The 15,805-nt window shown below is 72.7% G+C and carries 14 protein-coding genes; 7 read left to right on the top strand and 7 right to left on the bottom strand.

The annotated features are described in order from the left end of the window. Positions 1 to 52: 52 nt before the first annotated feature. Together OF852_RS02580 and OF852_RS02575 are read right to left on the bottom strand one after the other, a co-directional pair. Positions 53 to 1,384 carry an MFS transporter gene (locus OF852_RS02580; protein WP_271120252.1) on the bottom strand — a complete coding sequence of 444 codons (1,332 nt, stop codon included), beginning with the start codon at positions 1,382 to 1,384 and terminating at the stop codon, positions 53 to 55. 69 nt (positions 1,385 to 1,453) lie between these two features. After that, entirely contained in the window at positions 1,454 to 2,368 is a 915-nt protein-coding gene (locus tag OF852_RS02575) for a proteasome assembly chaperone family protein (protein WP_271120251.1), read from the bottom strand. Positions 2,369 to 2,462: 94 nt separating this feature from the next. On the opposite strand from OF852_RS02575, the gene OF852_RS02570 reads away from it, so the two are divergent. The 3 genes from OF852_RS02570 (at position 2,463) to sucB (ending at position 7,250) form a co-directional block, all read left to right on the top strand. Beyond that, on the top strand, positions 2,463 to 3,956 hold the full coding sequence (locus tag OF852_RS02570; protein ID WP_271120250.1) for a leucyl aminopeptidase: 1,494 nt from the start codon (positions 2,463 to 2,465) through the stop codon (positions 3,954 to 3,956). A 95-nt stretch (positions 3,957 to 4,051) separates the two neighbouring features. Continuing rightward, positions 4,052 to 5,425 (top strand): dihydrolipoyl dehydrogenase, encoded by a 1,374-nt coding sequence (gene lpdA / locus OF852_RS02565; protein ID WP_271120249.1) that lies wholly within the window; start codon positions 4,052 to 4,054, stop codon positions 5,423 to 5,425. Positions 5,426 to 5,483: 58 nt separating this feature from the next. After that, complete coding sequence (gene sucB / locus OF852_RS02560; protein WP_271120248.1) at positions 5,484 to 7,250, top strand: 2-oxoglutarate dehydrogenase, E2 component, dihydrolipoamide succinyltransferase; 1,767 nt, start codon at positions 5,484 to 5,486, stop codon at positions 7,248 to 7,250. Here sucB and OF852_RS02555 read toward each other — a convergent pair. Continuing rightward, positions 7,247 to 8,701, bottom strand: a complete 1,455-nt coding sequence (locus OF852_RS02555) for a hypothetical protein (RefSeq protein ID WP_271120247.1) — start codon at positions 8,699 to 8,701, stop codon at positions 7,247 to 7,249. The two genes, sucB and OF852_RS02555, sit on opposite strands and share 4 nt — an antisense overlap. A 122-nt stretch (positions 8,702 to 8,823) precedes the next feature. Between OF852_RS02555 and lipB the strand changes: the two genes are divergently transcribed. From lipB to OF852_RS02540, 3 genes are all read left to right on the top strand, one after another. Continuing rightward, the gene (gene lipB / locus OF852_RS02550) at positions 8,824 to 9,468 is read left to right on the top strand and encodes a lipoyl(octanoyl) transferase LipB (protein ID WP_271120246.1); all 645 of its coding nucleotides are present in this window, start codon (positions 8,824 to 8,826) and stop codon (positions 9,466 to 9,468) included. Next, positions 9,465 to 10,454 (top strand): lipoyl synthase, encoded by a 990-nt coding sequence (lipA, locus tag OF852_RS02545; RefSeq protein WP_271120245.1) that lies wholly within the window; start codon positions 9,465 to 9,467, stop codon positions 10,452 to 10,454. Before lipB ends, lipA begins: the two co-directional genes overlap by 4 nt. 76 nt (positions 10,455 to 10,530) lie before the next feature. After that, positions 10,531 to 11,241 carry a DUF4191 domain-containing protein gene (locus OF852_RS02540; protein ID WP_271120244.1) on the top strand — a complete coding sequence of 237 codons (711 nt, stop codon included), beginning with the start codon at positions 10,531 to 10,533 and terminating at the stop codon, positions 11,239 to 11,241. A gap of 10 nt (positions 11,242 to 11,251) precedes the next feature. On the opposite strand, the gene OF852_RS02535 is transcribed toward OF852_RS02540, so the two are convergent. Continuing rightward, positions 11,252 to 11,662, bottom strand: coding sequence for an RDD family protein (locus tag OF852_RS02535; protein ID WP_271120243.1), 411 nt, complete (start codon positions 11,660 to 11,662; stop codon positions 11,252 to 11,254). A gap of 152 nt (positions 11,663 to 11,814) precedes the next feature. On the opposite strand from OF852_RS02535, the gene glnA reads away from it, so the two are divergent. Beyond that, positions 11,815 to 13,239 (top strand): type I glutamate--ammonia ligase, encoded by a 1,425-nt coding sequence (gene glnA / locus OF852_RS02530; RefSeq protein ID WP_271121097.1) that lies wholly within the window; start codon positions 11,815 to 11,817, stop codon positions 13,237 to 13,239. 72 nt (positions 13,240 to 13,311) lie between these two features. Here the strand turns inward: glnA and OF852_RS02525 are convergent, their stop codons facing one another. From OF852_RS02525 to OF852_RS02515, 3 genes are all read right to left on the bottom strand, one after another. After that, complete coding sequence (locus tag OF852_RS02525; RefSeq protein ID WP_271120242.1) at positions 13,312 to 13,497, bottom strand: hypothetical protein; 186 nt, start codon at positions 13,495 to 13,497, stop codon at positions 13,312 to 13,314. A 110-nt stretch (positions 13,498 to 13,607) separates the two neighbouring features. Beyond that, positions 13,608 to 14,339 carry a DUF4240 domain-containing protein gene (locus tag OF852_RS02520; RefSeq protein WP_271120241.1) on the bottom strand — a complete coding sequence of 244 codons (732 nt, stop codon included), beginning with the start codon at positions 14,337 to 14,339 and terminating at the stop codon, positions 13,608 to 13,610. A gap of 66 nt (positions 14,340 to 14,405) precedes the next feature. Beyond that, on the bottom strand, positions 14,406 to 15,785 hold the full coding sequence (locus tag OF852_RS02515) for a UDP-glucose dehydrogenase family protein (RefSeq protein ID WP_271120240.1): 1,380 nt from the start codon (positions 15,783 to 15,785) through the stop codon (positions 14,406 to 14,408). Between the last annotated feature and the right edge of the window lie 20 nt (positions 15,786 to 15,805).

The raw sequence follows: 15,805 nt of genomic DNA, 5'->3' as shown, positions 1-15,805 counted from the left end.
TCAAGACCGGGTCTCGATCCTCAATTGTCGCACACGTCGAGACTCGCTCGCGTCATGCGGCCGGTCCGCCGCGACGGCGGAACCGGACATACAGTGCAACCCAGAGGGGGGCGATCGCTATTCCCTGCTCGTCGCGCATGCGCCGTCGGGTGCGGCGCCGGGCGACCAGCATCCCGAGGAGCGCGAGCCCCGCGATGCCCACCGGCACGAGCATCGCGACGCGGAAGGACTCGAGCGCGTAGAGGTCCGCGGGGAGCCCCGCCGCGCGCCGCTGCGCGTCGAGGACGTCGAGCACGAGCCCGATCCCCAGCATGCCGGCGAATCCCGCGATGAATCCCCCGGAGTTGACGATGCCGGAGGCCGAGCCGAGCGCGTGCGACGGGTTGAAGGTGCGGGCCACGTCGAAGCCGACGAGCGATCCCGGGCCGCCGGCGCCCGCGGTGACGAACATGGCCGCCACGAGCCACAGGGGCGGCTGGCCGGGCCAGAGCATCACCGCGAGCCACACGGCGAAGAGGATCGACATCACGGCGAGGACCAGGTTCGAGCGGCGGTTCGGGAACCGCGCCGCGAGGTAGCCGATGGGGGGTCCCGCGATGAGTCCGCCGAGCACGAGCAGCGAGAGGACGGACGCCGCCTGCGGCAGCGGGTAGCCGAGGCCCGCGGTGAGGAAGGGCGCGCCCCACATGATGGCGAGCACGGTCGCGGGAGCACCCGCGAGCATGTGCACCCAGAAGCCCAGCTGCGTTCCCGGCCTCGCCAGGCTCGCCCGCAGGCGGGCCACGACGCCGGTCGTCGGCACGGGACCCGTGAGCGGGGGCGCCTCGCCGCGCCGCACGAGCAGCGCGACGACCACGACCGCGAGGATCGAGACGGAGCTCGCCACGAGGAACGCGGGGCGCCAGCCCGCGCTGTGGAGGAGCAGGGCGAAGGGGAAGGCCGCCAGCAGCTGCCCGAGCTGCCCGAGCACGCCCACCCATTGGGAGAGCTGCGGCAGGATCCGCCCGCGGAACCAGGTCGGCAGCAGTCGGATGACCGACACGAAGGTGAGCGCGTCGCCGATGCCGACGAGGACGCGCGCCGCGAGCGCGAGGGCGAGGTGCTCGGAGAACGCGAGCAGCACCTGGCCCGCGGCCATGATGGCGGCGCCCGCCATGATGAGGGTCTTCGGCCCGAGCCGGTCGACGAGCATCCCGACCGGGATCTGCAGGCCGGCGTAGACGACGATCTGGACGACCGCGACCGTCGAGAGGGCCGCCGCCGTCACGCCGAAGCGCTCCGTCGCATCCACGCCCGCGACGCCGAAGGAGGTGCGCTGGGTGACGCCGATGAGGTAGGCGAGCACCGCGGCCGAGAAGACCACCCAGGAGCGCGCGCTGTTCACTCCCCCGAGGCTACCCGGCGCCTGTCGGATCAGGCTCGCCCCGACTCGCGGCTCGGTGGCCCTCGCCGCTCAGCGGTCCTCGTCGCGCGGCCGGTTCGCGAGGAAGCGCTCGAGCTCGGCCGCGATCGCATCCGCCGAGGGCAGCTCGCCGTCGACGTCCGCGAGCGGGGACGGCAGCGGGTTGTCCTCCATGTAGGTGTCGTGTCGCTCCTCGAGCGTGCCGACGAGCCGCTGCAGCTCCTGATTCGACTGCACCTGGTCGTCGACCTTCGCGAGGAACTCGCGGTTCTCCTCGCGGAGCGACTCGGTCGGGAAGATGAGCCCGGTCGCCGCCGTGATCGACTCGAGGGCCGCGACGGCGGCCATGGGGTACTCCGTGTCGGCGAGGTAGTGCGGGATCAGCAGCACGAAGCCCGCGATGGGGTGCCCGATCTCCTGCAGCCGGTACTCGACGAGGTGCAGCGCGTTCGAGGGCACCTGCGTCTGCGGCTTCCACACCGACATGCTCTCGATGAGCTCGGCGCGGTTGCCGCTCACCGTCACGCCGATGGGCCGCGTGTGCGGCGTCGGCATGGGGATGGCGTGGACCCAGGTCGTGGAGCGGACGCGGTACCGCGCGACGAGCTGGAGCACCGCCGCCGTGAACCGCTCCCACTGGAAGTCGGGCTCGAATCCCGTCAGCAGCAGGAAGGGCTGGCCGAGGTCGTCCTTCATGAGCCGGAGGGACAGCGTCGCGGGCCGGTACTCCGAGAGGTGGTCCTGATCGAAGTACATCGTCGGGCGCCGGGCGCGGTAGTCGAGGAGCGCGTCGGCGTCGAAGACGGCGACCTCGCTCGACTCGAGGCGCTCGAGGAGGAAGTCGCTCACGCGGCTCACGGCGGAGCCCGCGTCCGCGAAGCCCGTGAGCCCCGCGACGAGCGGGAGGCCCTCGGGCACGAGATCGACCATCGTGCTGAGGTCGTACAGGCCGTCGGGATCGCGCATCCTCGAATTCTAGATCCGGCCCCGGACGCGATGCCGGGTCCGGAGGGCCGCGGGGGCTCGCCCTGAGCGAACGGCGCCTCCGTAGGATCGGAGCATGACCGTCCCCGTGCTCCGCCTCTCCGCCGACTCGCCCACGACCACGGATGCGGAGGTGCTCGTCCTCGGCGTCCGCGCCGGCGCCGATGGGCCGGAGCTCCTCTCCGACGACCCGCTGCTCGCCGAGCTCGGTGCGGGACTCGGCCGCCTCGGCGTCCGCGGCGGCCAGGACGAGCTCCTGCGCGTGCTCGTCCCCGGCGTCCGCGCGGCGGTCGCGCTCATCGGCGTCGGCGCCGCGGTCACCGCCGACTCGCTCCGCGACGCCGCCGGCAGCGCGGCCCGCCAGCTCACCGGCGCCGCCTCCCTCGCGATCGCGCTTCCCGCGGAGTCGGCGGAGCACACCGCCGCCGTCCTCGAGGGCGCCGCGGTCGGCGCCTACGCCTTCACGGCCTACCGCTCGGCGACGCTCGAGCGGACGAAGCTGCCCGCCGGCGAGATCACCGTGCACGGACCGGGCGAGGACGCGGCGATCCGTCGCGCCGAGGCGGCGGCGACCGCGGTCCACACCGTGCGCGACCTCGTGGCGACCCCGGCATCCGATCTCTATCCGGAGAGCTTCGCGAGCCGCGTCGTCGAGCTGGCCGAGGGGCTGCCGGTCGAGATCGAGGTGCTCGACGAGGCCGCGCTCGAGGCGGGCGGCTACGGCGGTCTCCTCGGCGTCGGGCAGGGCTCGGCCCGCGGCCCGCGACTCGTCGTCGTACGCTACGCGCCCGCCGAGGCGACCGAGCACATCGCCCTGGTCGGCAAGGGCATCACCTTCGACACGGGCGGGCTCTCGCTCAAGCCCGCCGCCTCGATGGTCGGGATGAAGTACGACATGACAGGCGCCGCGAGCGTCCTCGGCGTCGTGCTCGCCGCGGCCCGGCTCGGGCTGCCGACCCGCGTCACCGCTTGGCTGTGCCTGGCCGAGAACATGCCGTCCGGGACGGCCACCCGGCCGAACGACGTCCTCCGCATCCGAGGGGGCCGCACGGTCGAGGTGCTCAACACGGATGCAGAGGGCCGGCTCGTGCTCGCCGACGGCATCGTCGCGGCGAGCGAGGAGCACCCCGACGCCATCGTCGACGTCGCGACCCTGACGGGCGCCGCGAAGCTCGCGATGGGCGAGCGCGTCGTGCCGATCATGGGCGACGCCGCGCTCGCCCAGGACATCGTCGAGGCCGGCGCCGCCGCGGGCGAGCCCATGTGGCGGATGCCCCTCCCCCCGGAGCTGCGCCGCATCCTCGACTCCGACCTCGCCGACATCGCGAACGCGAAGCCCGGCAGCCCCGCCGGCGGCATGCTCGTCGCGGGCCACTTCCTGCAGACCTTCGTCGGCACGCAGGAGGGCTCCGACGCGAGGATCCCGTGGGCCCATCTCGACATCGCGGGGGCCGCGAACAACGGCGGTCGCGGCTGGGGCTCGACGCCCCGGGGATCGACCGGCGTCGCCGTCCGGAGCCTGCTCGAGTGGCTCGAGCGGCGTCCGGATCGCACCGCGGATGCCGTGTAGGGTTTCAGAGGCAAGGAACCCCTTGCCGAAGCCGAGCGCCCGGCCTCACCCCATCTCGGGCGCTCGAACCGCGAGACGCACGAGGGAGACACTGAGTGTCCGAGCAGAACTTTGACCTTGTCGTGCTGGGCGCAGGAAGCGGCGGCTACGCCGCGGCCCTCCGCGCCAGCCAGCTTGGCCTGACGGTCGGGCTGATCGAGAAGGGCAAGGTCGGCGGCACCTGCCTCCACGTCGGCTGCATCCCGACGAAGGCGCTGCTCCACGCCGCCGAGGTCGCCGACGTCACCCGCGAGGCCGCGAAGTACGGCGTCTCGGCCCAGTTCGGCGGCGTCGACGTGCCGGCCGTCTCCGCCTACCGCGAGGGCATCGTCGCCTCGAAGTGGAAGGGCCTGCAGGGCCTCATCAAGGCGCGCGGCATCACGACCATCGAGGGCGAGGGCCGCCTCACCGGGCCGAACACCGTCCAGGTCGGCGAGACGACCGTCACGGGCAAGAACATCGTCCTCGCGACCGGCTCCTACTCCCGTTCGCTCCCGGGCCTCGAGATCGGCGGCCGCGTCCTCACCTCCGAGCAGGCGCTGCAGCTCGACTTCGTCCCGAAGAAGGTCGCCGTGCTCGGCGGCGGCGTCATCGGCGTCGAGTTCTCCAGCGTATGGAAGAGCTGGGGCGCGGACGTCACGATCATCGAGGCGCTCCCCCACCTGGTCCCGAACGAGGACGAGGCGATCTCGAAGCAGTTCGAGCGCGCGTTCCGCAAGCGCGGAATCGACTTCAAGCTCGGCACGCGCTTCCAGAGCGTGACGCAGCACGAGCACGGCGTGGTCGTGACGCTCGAGGACGGCTCGACCGTCGAGGCCGAGATCCTGCTCGTCGCCGTCGGCCGCGGCCCCTCGACCGCGAACCTCGGCTTCGAGGAGGCGGGCATCACGATGGACCGCGGCTTCGTCATCACCGACGAGCGCCTGCGCACGAGCGTCCCGGGCGTCTACGCGGTCGGCGACATCGTCCCGGGCCTGCAGCTCGCGCACCGCGGCTTCCAGCAGGGCATCTTCGTCGCCGAGGAGATCGCGGGGCTGGAGCCGATCGTGGTCGCCGACTCGAACATCCCGAAGGTCACCTACTCGGATCCCGAGGTCGCCTCCGTCGGGCTCACCGAGGCGAAGGCGGTCGAGCAGTACGGTCAGGATGCCGTGCAGTCCTACGACTACAACCTCGCCGGCAACGGCAAGAGCCACATCATCGGCACCGCCGGCTCCGTCAAGGTCGTCCGCGTCAAGGAGGGCCCCGTCGTCGGCGTGCACATGATCGGGGCGCGCGTCGGCGAGCTCATCGGCGAGGCGCAGCTGGCGGTCAACTGGGAGGCCTACCCGGAGGACATCGCGCCGCTCGTCCACGCCCACCCGACGCAGAACGAGGCGCTCGGCGAGGCGTTCCTCGCGCTCGCCGGCAAGCCGCTGCACGCGATCTGACCATTCGGCGACGCCGAACCCTAAACTAGACATTCACGGTTGTAAGGAGCATCACACGATGAGCGAATCCGTCAGCCTCCCGGCGCTCGGCGAGAGCGTCACCGAGGGCACGGTCACACGCTGGCTGAAGCAGGTCGGCGATCGTGTGGAGGTCGACGAGCCCCTGCTCGAGGTCTCCACCGACAAGGTCGACACCGAGATCCCCTCGCCCGTCGCGGGCGTGCTCGAGGAGATCCTGGTTCCCGAGGACGAGACGGTCGAGGTCGGCACCGCCCTCGCCCGCATCGGCGACGGCTCGGGCGGCGGCGACGCGCCCAGCGAGGCACCCGCCGCCGAGCAGCCCGCGCAGGAGCAGCCCGCGCAGGAGCAGCCCGCGCAGGAGCAGCCCGCGCAGGAGCAGCCCGCGCAGGAGCAGCCCGCGCAGGAGCAGCCCGCGCAGGAGCAGCCCGCGCAGGAGCAGCCGACGCAGGAGCAGGCCGAGCAGGAGCAGCCCGCGCAGGAGCAGCCGACGCAGGAGCAGCCGACGCAGCCGACCGCCGAGCCGGCACCTGCCGCGGAGCAGCCGAGCCAGTGGGCCCCGGCTCCGACGAGCGCGCCGGCCGCCGAGCCCGCGCCGTCGACCGAGCAGCCCGCCGGCGCCGAGGCTCCGGCCGCGCCTGAGCAGGTCGCCGAGGCGAGCGCCCCTCAGGGCGCCGGTGCGCCCGAGCAGCCCGCTGCTGAGGCCCCCGCCCAGTCCGAGGCGCCCGCACAGGAGGCGCCCGCCCAGTCCGAGGCGCCCGCCCAGTCCGAGGCGCCCGCCCAGTCCGAGGCGCCCGCCCAGGAGGCTCCGTCGCAGCCGGTGGCCTCGGCCCCTGCCGCGAGCGGTGCCGCCGTGCCGTCCGCGTCCGCGGCGCCGGTGGCCGGAGCCCACGCGGGCTACGTGACCCCGATCGTCCGCAAGCTCGCGAACGAGAAGGGCGTCGATCTCTCCGGACTCACCGGCTCCGGGGTCGGCGGTCGCATCCGCAAGCAGGATGTCCTCGCCGCCGCCGAGCAGGCGCCGGCCGAGGCTCCCGCGGCCGCCTCCGAGGCCCCGGCCGCCCCCGCGGCGGCGCCGCTCGAGGTGTCGCCGCTGCGCGGCACGAGCGTGCCGATGTCGCGACTGCGCAAGGTCATCGCGGAGCGCGCCGTCGTCTCGATGCAGTCGAGCGCGCAGCTCACCTCGGTCGTCGAGGTGGACGTCACGAAGGTCGCGGCCTTCCGCGACCAGCACAAGGCGGCGTTCCACGAGAAGACCGGCGCGAAGCTCTCCTTCCTGCCGTTCTTCACGCTCGCCGCGGCCGAGGCGCTCCGCGCCTTCCCGATCATCAACGCGACGATCGACGGCGACAGCATCGTCTACCCGGATCACGAGAACATCAGCATGGCGGTCGACACCGAGCGCGGGCTGCTGACCCCGGTCGTGAAGAACGCGGGCGACCTCGACCTCGCCGGCATCGCGACGCAGATCGCGGACCTCGCCGAGCGCACGCGCGAGAACAAGCTCAAGCCGGACGAGCTCGCGGGCGGCACCTTCACGGTGACGAACACGGGGTCACGGGGCGCGCTCTTCGACACCCCGGTGGTGTTCCTCCCGCAGGTCGCGATCCTCGGCACGGGCATCGTCACGAAGAAGCCGGTCGTGCAGTCGGTCGACGGCTCGGATGTCATCGCGATCCGCTCGATGGTCTACCTCGCGCTCTCCTACGATCACCGCATCGTGGATGGCGCGGACGCCGCCCGCTTCCTCACGGCCGTCAAGACGCGCCTCGAGGGCGGCGACTTCGCGGGGGTCCTCGGCCTCTAGCCCGGGTCCGCCCCCGCGCCCGGGACGATCTCCCGGATCCGCCAGCCGGCCTCGCTCCTCATCACGAGGAGCGAGGCCGTCGGCGTCTCCGGCCCCGTCGCGAGCAGCGCGAGGTCGCCGACGCGGTCGACGGCCCGCGCCGTGCTCGGGTCCCACGGCGTCGAGACCGACGCGTCGTCGACGCCACCACCGCGGTCGATCGCCTCGAGGAGCTCGCGGTCGCGGTGCCACTGCACGGAGCCCGGCTGCAGCACGGCCTCCAAGCACGCGATCGACCGATCCCGGAGGCAGCGCTCGCGGGTCGCCAGCAGCACCGGGGCCGCGGCGAGCGGGTCATCGCCCTCGACCGCGGCCGTCTCGCCGCCGGCCGGCGCCGGGCTCGCGGACGGCCGGGCACCGCCCGGCGCGGCGCCACCCGACGACTCGAGGCTCGATTCAGTCGGCCGCGATGCCTCCGAGGTGCTCGGGGGCGGCTCAGCCGGGATGAGGAGCACCGCGAGGATCGCCGCGGCCGCTCCGGCTGCCGCGGCGACCGCGATCCGCCGTCGACGCGGATCGAGCGCGGACCAGCGGGCGCGGACCGCGCCCCGGAGCGACGCGCCACTCGGCACCGCCTCGGCGAGCATGACCAGCATCGGGTCGACGGCGCCCGCCAGCCCCGCGCGCGCCGCGGGAGCGACGGGCGCGTTCCGCGTCACGTCCGCGCGACCTCGCGGGCCCAGCGGCTCGGGCGCGGAGCCGGCCGGGTCCTCGTCGAGGTGCACGGGCGATCCCGGCGCGAGCGCGAACAGCCGGGCGGCGAGATCGGCGAGCTGCTTGTGGGCCGGGACCCCCGCGCTCGACTCGACCGCGACGCGCACGAGCGCCGCCTCCCGCACCGGGAGGCGGTCGGCGAGCCGCTCGACGAGCTGCATCGCCTCAGCGCGATCGGCGACGACCTCGCTGCGCGCGTCGATCGCCGCGGGCGTGAGCCCCGCCGGGAGCGCGAGGATGCCCGGCAGCGGATCGAGGAGCGGCGTTCCGCGTGCATCGAAGCGGATCCGCTCGGCGGTGACGCCGCGCGCCACGACGCCCGCGGCGTGCATGGTGCCGAGCGCGTCGAGGATGGGGGCGCAGATGGTCACGAGCTCCCCCGCGTCGAGCCCGGCCCGGCGCTCGAGCAGCTCGGCGACGCTCCAGCCGGGAGCCGCTCGGGTGACGACGGCGACGCCGCCCTCGCCAGCATCCGCCAGATCATGGAGCGCGGGGAGGTGCGGGTGCGACACCCGGGTCGCCGCCCGCGCCCAGTCGCCGACGGCGTCGCGATCGGTCACCCGACGGACCTCGACGAGCTGCGGCGGCGAGCTCGCCGCCGCGTCGACGAGCCAGCGCTCGTCGCCCGACAGCCGGCGCACCGGACGACACCCCGCGGTCTCCGGCCCCGGCCGCATCGGGGTCTGCTGCATGCTCATGACGCGATCCTCTCCCCTGTCGGGCGCGGGCGATCCCGTCGACCGCCCGACTGTGGACGACCGGGCCGCGCCGCGCCCTGTTGAGGACGGCGCGCGGCCCGCACCATGCGTAGACTCGACGCGTGGTCGACTACGTCGTCACGGGGCTAAGCGCCAACTCCGTGCCGTACTTGACGGCCCTCGCCGACCAGCGTGCTCTGCACGCCGAGGTGGCGAGCGGCCGGGCGCCAGATACCGTCATCCTCCTCGAGCACCCCTCGGTCTACACCGCGGGCAAGCGCACCGAGGCCCATGAGCGGCCCGACGACGGCGCCCCCGTCGTCGACGTCGACCGGGGCGGCAAGATCACCTGGCATGGGCCGGGCCAGCTCGTCGGATACCCGATCCTCCGCCTCCCCGATCCGATCGACGTCGTCGCCTACGTGCGGCGCCTCGAGGAGCTGCTCCTGGCCGTGCTCGGCGAGCTGGGCATCCGAGGCGAGCAGGTGGAGGGCCGGAGCGGCGTGTGGCTGCGTGGCCGCGACAAGATCGCCGCGATCGGGATCCGCGTCGCCGAGAGCACGACGATGCACGGCTTCGCGCTCAACTGCAGCAACGACGACGCCCCCTATCGGCACATCGTCGCCTGCGGGCTCGCCGATGCGGGCACGACGAGCATCAGCCGTGAGCTCGGCCGCACCGTGACGCCCGAGGAGGTCGCGCCGATCGTCCAGCGGCTCTTCGAGCCGATCGTCGTGGCCCCGACGCGGACGGCGGTGATCGCGTGAGCGCCGAGCCCTCCGGACGCAAGCTCCTCCGCCTCGAGGTCCGCAACGCGCAGACGCCGATCGAGCGGAAGCCGGAGTGGATCAAGACCCGGGCGAAGATGGGGCCGGAGTACACGAGCCTCCAGCAGCTGGTGAAGAGCGAGGACCTGCACACGGTGTGCCAGGAGGCCGGCTGCCCGAACATCTTCGAGTGCTGGGAGGACCGCGAGGCGACCTTCCTCATCGGCGGCAGCCAGTGCACGCGCCGCTGCGACTTCTGCCAGATCGACACCGGCAAGCCCGCCGACTACGACACGGACGAGCCGCGTCGCGTCGCCGAGTCGGTCACGTCGATGGGCCTGCGCTACGCGACCGTCACCGGCGTCGCGCGGGACGACCTCCCCGACGAGGGGGCCTGGCTCCATGCCGAGACGGTGCGCGCGATCCACGCGGCGAACCCGGGCACGGGGGTGGAGATCCTCGCGACCGACTTCTCCGGCAACCCGGACCACCTCGCCGAGGTGTTCTCGAGCCGCCCCGAGGTCTTCGCGCACAACGTCGAGACCGTGCCGCGGATCTTCAAGCGCATTCGGCCGGCCTTCCGCTACGAGCGCTCGCTCGGCGTGATCACCGCGGGCCGGGATGCCGGGCTCATCACGAAGTCGAACCTCATCCTCGGCATGGGCGAGGAGCGGCGCGAGATCAGCGAGGCGCTCGTCGACCTGCGGGAGGCGGGCACCGACATCATCACGGTCACGCAGTACCTGCGGCCGAGCCCCCGCCATCTGCCGGTGGCCCGCTGGGTGCGCCCCGAGGAGTTCGTCGAGATCAAGGAGGAGGCCGAGTCGCTCGGATTCCTCGGCGTGCTCGCGGGGCCCCTCGTGCGCTCGAGCTATCGCGCCGGCCGGCTCTGGGCGCGCTCGATGATGGCGAAGGGACGCGACATCCCCGAGGAGCTGCAGCACCTCGCGGACGCCGAGCTCGGCTTCGCGCAGGCGGTGTCCTGAGGAGCGCCCGGCGGAGCCGGCCGCGTCTCGACGGGCGGTGTCCTGAGGCGTCCGGCTGACGGGTATCCTCGACACCATGGCCCGCACCACCGCCCCCGCCGCCAAGGAGCCCGGTCGCATCAAGCAGATGTGGCAGGTCTTCAAGATGACCCAGCGATACGACTCGCTGACCATCTGGTACCTGCTCGCCGCGTTCCTCGTCCCCCTCGGGGTGGGCCTCGCGCTCGCGTTCCTGCTCTCGGCGGGCAACGTGATCGGGATCATCCTCTACGTCCTCGTGGGCCTGCTCGGCGGCGTGCTCGTGCTGCTCATCGTGCTCGGCCGCCGCGCCGAGCGGGCCGCCTTCTCGCAGATCGAGGGCCAGCCGGGGGCCGTCGGCTCGGTCATCAAGACCTCCCTGCGCCGCAGCTGGGTCGGCAGCGAGATGCCGGTGAACGTGAGTCCGCGCACGCAGGACGCGGTGTACCGCGCGGTGGGCAAGGGCGGCGTCGTGCTCATCGGCGAGGGACCGCGCTCGCGCACCGAGCCGATGCTCAAGAAGGAGAAGGCGAACGTCGCGCGCATCGTCCCCAATGTGACGGTGCACGTCATCCACGTCGGCCCGGATGCCGACTCCGTTCCGCTGTACAAGATCGTCCCGACGCTGTCGCGCTTCAAGCGCAGCCTCAACCGCGCCGAGATCCACGCGGTCTCGAGCCGTCTCAGCTCGCTCTCGCGGACGCCGGGCAACATCGGCATCCCGAAGGGCATCGACCCGACGAAGGTCCGCGCACCCCGGCCACGCTGATCCCGCCCGCTCAGATGCGGACGAGCAGGGTCCCGGCGATGATGTCGTGGCCGCCGCGCTGATCGCGGTTCCAGATCACCGCCGGGATCACGAGGCAGAGCAGCAGGGTCCGAACGAGCGGCTGCCAGATCCGGAGCCGCCCGCCCGCGAGCGGGACGACCCGCATCCCGAGCACCAGGTGCCCGATGCTGCCGCCCATGAGCGTCACGGCCACGATCTGCAGCGCCGCGAACACGGCGAGGGTCGCGAGCGCCTCGTACTGGAAGAACGCCACCGAGATCACGATCGCCGGCACGTAGTCGATGATGAGCCCGAGGATGCGGCGGCCGGGCCGGGCGATCGAGCGGGGCCCCGACTCGGGAAGGCCGAGGCGGCGCCCCGGCCAGTCGGAGGGCTGCGGTTCGGGTCTCGCGGGGCTCACCCGACGACCCTACCGGCGGGGGCGCTGCGTAACATCCCGGAAACATCGGCGTCACGGTCGGGAAACTCCTCGCCCCTATCGTGCGCAATAGGCTGGTCTCGCAGTCCGATCCGATCCATGGCCATTGGAGTTATCACCGTATGTCCACCCCCCTGTTCAGCGACTCGTCCGAGGTCCTCAAGTTCATCAAGGACACCGACGTCAAGTTCGTCGACATCCGCTTCACCGATCTGCCCGGCATCCAGCAGCACTTCAACATCCCGGCCTCGACGGTCGACGAGGACTTCTTCGCGGTGGGCCAGCTCTTCGACGGCTCGTCGATCCGCGGCTTCCAGTCGATCCACGAGTCCGACCTGCAGCTCATCCCGGACGTCTCGACGGCCTACGTGGACCCCTTCCGGACCGAGCGCACGCTCGTGATCATCTTCGACATCTACAACCCGCGCAACGGCGAGATCTACGGCCGCGACCCGCGCCAGGTCGCCAAGAAGGCCGAGAAGTACCTCGCCTCGACCGGCATCGCCGACACCGCGTTCTTCGCCTCCGAGGCCGAGTTCTACATCTTCGACGACGTCCGCTACGAGGTGAAGCAGAACAAGTCGTACTACGAGGTCGACTCCTCCGAGGCCGCCTGGAACACGGGCCGCGAGGAGGAGGGCGGCAACCTCGCCAACAAGACGGCGTACAAGGGCGGCTACTTCCCCGTCTCCCCCGTCGACCAGCACGCGGACCTCCGCGACGACATCGTCCTGAAGCTCATCGAGGTCGGCCTCGAGGTCGAGCGCTCGCACCACGAGGTCGGCACCGCCGGCCAGGGCGAGATCAACTACAAGTTCGACACCCTCGTGCACGCGGGCGACGACATCCTCAAGTTCAAGTACATCGTCAAGAACACCGCGCTCGAGTGGGGCAAGACGGCGACCTTCATGCCGAAGCCGCTCATGGGCGACAACGGCTCGGGCATGCACACGCACCAGTCGCTGTGGAACGACGGCGCGCCGCTGTTCTACGACGAGCAGGGCTACGGCGGCCTCTCGGACACGGCTCGCTGGTACATCGGCGGCATCCTCCACCACGCCTCCGCGGTCGCGGCGTTCACGAACCCGACGGTGAACTCGTACCACCGCCTCATCCCGGGCTTCGAGGCGCCCGTCAACCTCGTGTACTCGGCGGGCAACCGCTCGGCCGCGATCCGCATCCCGATCACGGGCACCAACCCGAAGGCGAAGCGCATCGAGTTCCGCGCGCCCGACGCCTCCGGCAACCCCTACCTCGCCTTCGCGGCGCAGCTCATGGCGGGCCTCGACGGCATCAAGAACAAGATCGAGCCGCACGAGCCCGTCGACAAGGACCTCTACGAGCTCCCGCCCGAGGAGGCCAAGTCGATCCCGCAGCTGCCCGGCTCGCTCGACGCGGCGCTCCTGGCGCTCGAGGCCGACCACGACTTCCTCCTCGAGGGCGGCGTGTTCACGAAGGACCTCATCGAGACCTGGATCGACTACAAGCGCGAGAACGAGCTCCTGCCGTTCGCGCAGCGTCCGCACCCCTTCGAGTACGAGCTGTACTTCGGGGTCTGATCCGCTCCAGTACGAGCCCGAGGGCCGCATCCGCATCGCGCGGGTGCGGCCCTCGCGGCGTTCCGGGGCGGCTCAGCGCGCGGTGCGGAGGTGGACGAAGTGCCGGCGGCGCAGGAGCCGCAGGATGATCGCCGTCCGGCCGAAGGCGCGGAGGCCGTCCGAGGCCGGGTACGGCGTGATGCGGTCGATGTGCGTCACGACGTCGCCGCGCACGACCTCGCAGCCGCCCGCCGCCACGATGTCGCGATACCACTGCACCTCGGGCCCGGAGGTGAGCTCGGCGATGAAGCCGTCGGGCGCCTCCGAGGGGGCGTATCGAGGAGTTCATCGGGGCAGCCGCACGCTCGGGGCTCCTCACCTCGCGCGGGTCACGCGCCCCCGCGCGGGTTCCAGCGCTCGCGGTTTGCGCCGGTCTCGTAGCTCAGCGGGATCCGCTCGGCGCTGAGGTCGTAGTAGGCGTCGAAGCCGACCCCCTGGGCCTCCGCCGCCTCGTAGCCGACGAACAGCAGGAGCTCACCGTATCCGAGCAGGTCGTCGTCGGGCCACGGAAGCGTCCGATCCCGGAGGGCGGCCGTCCAGGCCTCCCGTCCGGCGAGCAGCGTATCCGCGCGGATGTACAGCGCCAGGTCGTCGGCCGGCGGGCCGAACCCCATCGGATCGCGCTCGGCATACCAGTCGTAGGCGACCGGGTCGTCGATCGCGTGCAGGGCAAGCGTCATCCGGGCATCGAAGGCGATGACGGCGTCGATGGGGCAGGCGGCGAGCTGGGAGCTGAGATGGCGGAACCCGGATTCGGGGTCGTCCAGCGTGGCGAGCTCGCCGATCGAGTCGACGAGCGGCCAGAAGACGTCCTCGTCCAGGGCGACGGCCTCGGCCTGCGCGGCGAGCCCGGCCCCGGGACCCGGATCACTCGCGACGGCCGCCGCGGCCGGGATCGGGCAGGGCCCTGCGATCTCGACGGTCGGCGCCTCATCCGCGCCGTCGGAGCCGATGAGCTCGTCGATCAGCGTCGGGACCGGGAATGCGACGCATCCGGCGAGGCCGAGCGCGACGACGAGCGCGAGCGACGAGAGCGCGACCGGGGTCCAGCGGGATGGCATGGCGCGAATCTAGCGGACCGGGGGCGCCGGCCCGCGAGCCGGACGCCTCCCAGTCCGGGGGGCTTCTCAGGCGAGCGGCGCCAGCACGCGGACCTCGCGGAGCCCCGGCGCCGGCGCGAGCCCCAGACCCCGCACGGTCCACCCCGCCGCGCGCCAGGCGGCCGAGTCGAGGCAGCCGCGTGCGTCGACCACGTGCCGCGCGCGCACGAGCGCGCCGAGCGCCACGGGATCGGCCCCCGCGAACTCCGGCCACTCGGTGAGGACGAGCACCACGTCCGCGTGCTCGACCGCCGTCGCGAGGTCGTCGGCGAAGCCGAGCGTCGGGAAGGTTCGCCGCCCGGTCTCCCCCGCCGCCGGATCCATGACGGTCACCTGCGCGCCGCGGAGGTGGAGCGCGGCCGCGACATTGAGCGCGGGCGAATCGCGCACATCGTCCGTATCGGGCTTGAAGGCGGCGCCGAGCACGGCGACGCGGCGGTTGAGGACCGAGCCGCCGCAGGCCTCGTGCGCGAGCTCGACGACCTTCTGGCGCTGCCCCATGTTGATCTCGTCGACCTGCTGCATGAGCCCCACCGCCTGCGTCGCCCCGAGCTCCCCCGCCCGGTGCATGAGCGCGCGGATGTCCTTCGGCAGGCAGCCGCCCCCGAAGCCGAGGCCGGCGTTCAGGAACTGCCGCCCGATCCGCGCGTCATGCCCGATCGCATCCGCGAGGACGCCGACGTCCGCGCCGGCGGCCTGGCAGACCTCGGCGATCGCGTTGATGAATGAGATCTTCGTGGCCAGGAACGCGTTGGCGCTGACCTTCACGAGCTCAGCCGTCTCGAGGTCGCACTCCACGACGGGTGCGCCCTCCGCGATCGGGGCGGCGTAGAGCTCGTGCATGAGCGCGCTCGCCCAGGACGAGGCGCCGCCGAGCACGATCCGGTCGGGGTGCAGCGTGTCGGCGACCGCGCGTCCCTCGCGCAGGAACTCGGGATTCCAGATGAGCTCCGCGCGGATGCCCTCCGGCGCGAGGGCGGCGACGAGCTCTCGCAGCCGGGCCGCGGTGCCGACCGGCACCGTCGACTTGCCGACGATGAGCGCGTCGTGCGTGAGGTTCCGCGCGAGCTCCGAGACCGCCGCCTCGACGTAGTCCAGGTTCGCGGCGTGGCTCGTGAGCCGCTGCGGCGTCCCCACGCAGATGAAGTGCACGTCGGCGAGCCCCGCCGCCTCCGCGGTCGAGCTCGTGAAGCGGAGGCGCCCCGAGTCGAGCTGCCGAGCCGCGAGCTCCTCGAGCCCCGGCTCGTGGAACGGGATACGGCCGGCCTGGAAGGCGGCGACCTTCCGCTCGTCGGGATCGGCCCCGACGACCTCGAAGCCGAGCTCGGCCATCGCGGCCGCGTGCGTGGCCCCGAGATAGCCCGTGCCGATGACGCTGACGCGCGGGGCGCCCTCCGTGCGATCCATGTCCCGCTCCTCCCTGCTCG

It is taken from the genome of Homoserinibacter sp. YIM 151385 (assembly GCF_027912415.1).
GTDB lineage: Bacteria > Actinomycetota > Actinomycetes > Actinomycetales > Microbacteriaceae > Schumannella.
Note: the sequence above shows the minus strand (reverse complement) of the source record. Positions and strands in the feature narration are given on the sequence as shown.

Excerpts from the sequence above, each read along its gene's own strand:
- sucB (WP_271120248.1), top strand. The coding sequence starts at position 5,484 with ATGAGCGAATCCGTCAGCCTCCCGGCGCTCGGCGAGAGCGTCACCGAG.
- OF852_RS02540 (WP_271120244.1), top strand. The coding sequence starts at position 10,531 with ATGGCCCGCACCACCGCCCCCGCCGCCAAGGAGCCCGGTCGCATCAAG.
- OF852_RS02575 (WP_271120251.1), bottom strand. The coding sequence starts at position 2,368 with ATGCGCGATCCCGACGGCCTGTACGACCTCAGCACGATGGTCGATCTC.
- OF852_RS02570 (WP_271120250.1), top strand. The coding sequence starts at position 2,463 with ATGACCGTCCCCGTGCTCCGCCTCTCCGCCGACTCGCCCACGACCACG.
- OF852_RS02520 (WP_271120241.1), bottom strand. The coding sequence starts at position 14,339 with ATGCCATCCCGCTGGACCCCGGTCGCGCTCTCGTCGCTCGCGCTCGTC.
- OF852_RS02515 (WP_271120240.1), bottom strand. The coding sequence starts at position 15,785 with ATGGATCGCACGGAGGGCGCCCCGCGCGTCAGCGTCATCGGCACGGGC.
- OF852_RS02555 (WP_271120247.1), bottom strand. The coding sequence starts at position 8,701 with ATGAGCATGCAGCAGACCCCGATGCGGCCGGGGCCGGAGACCGCGGGG.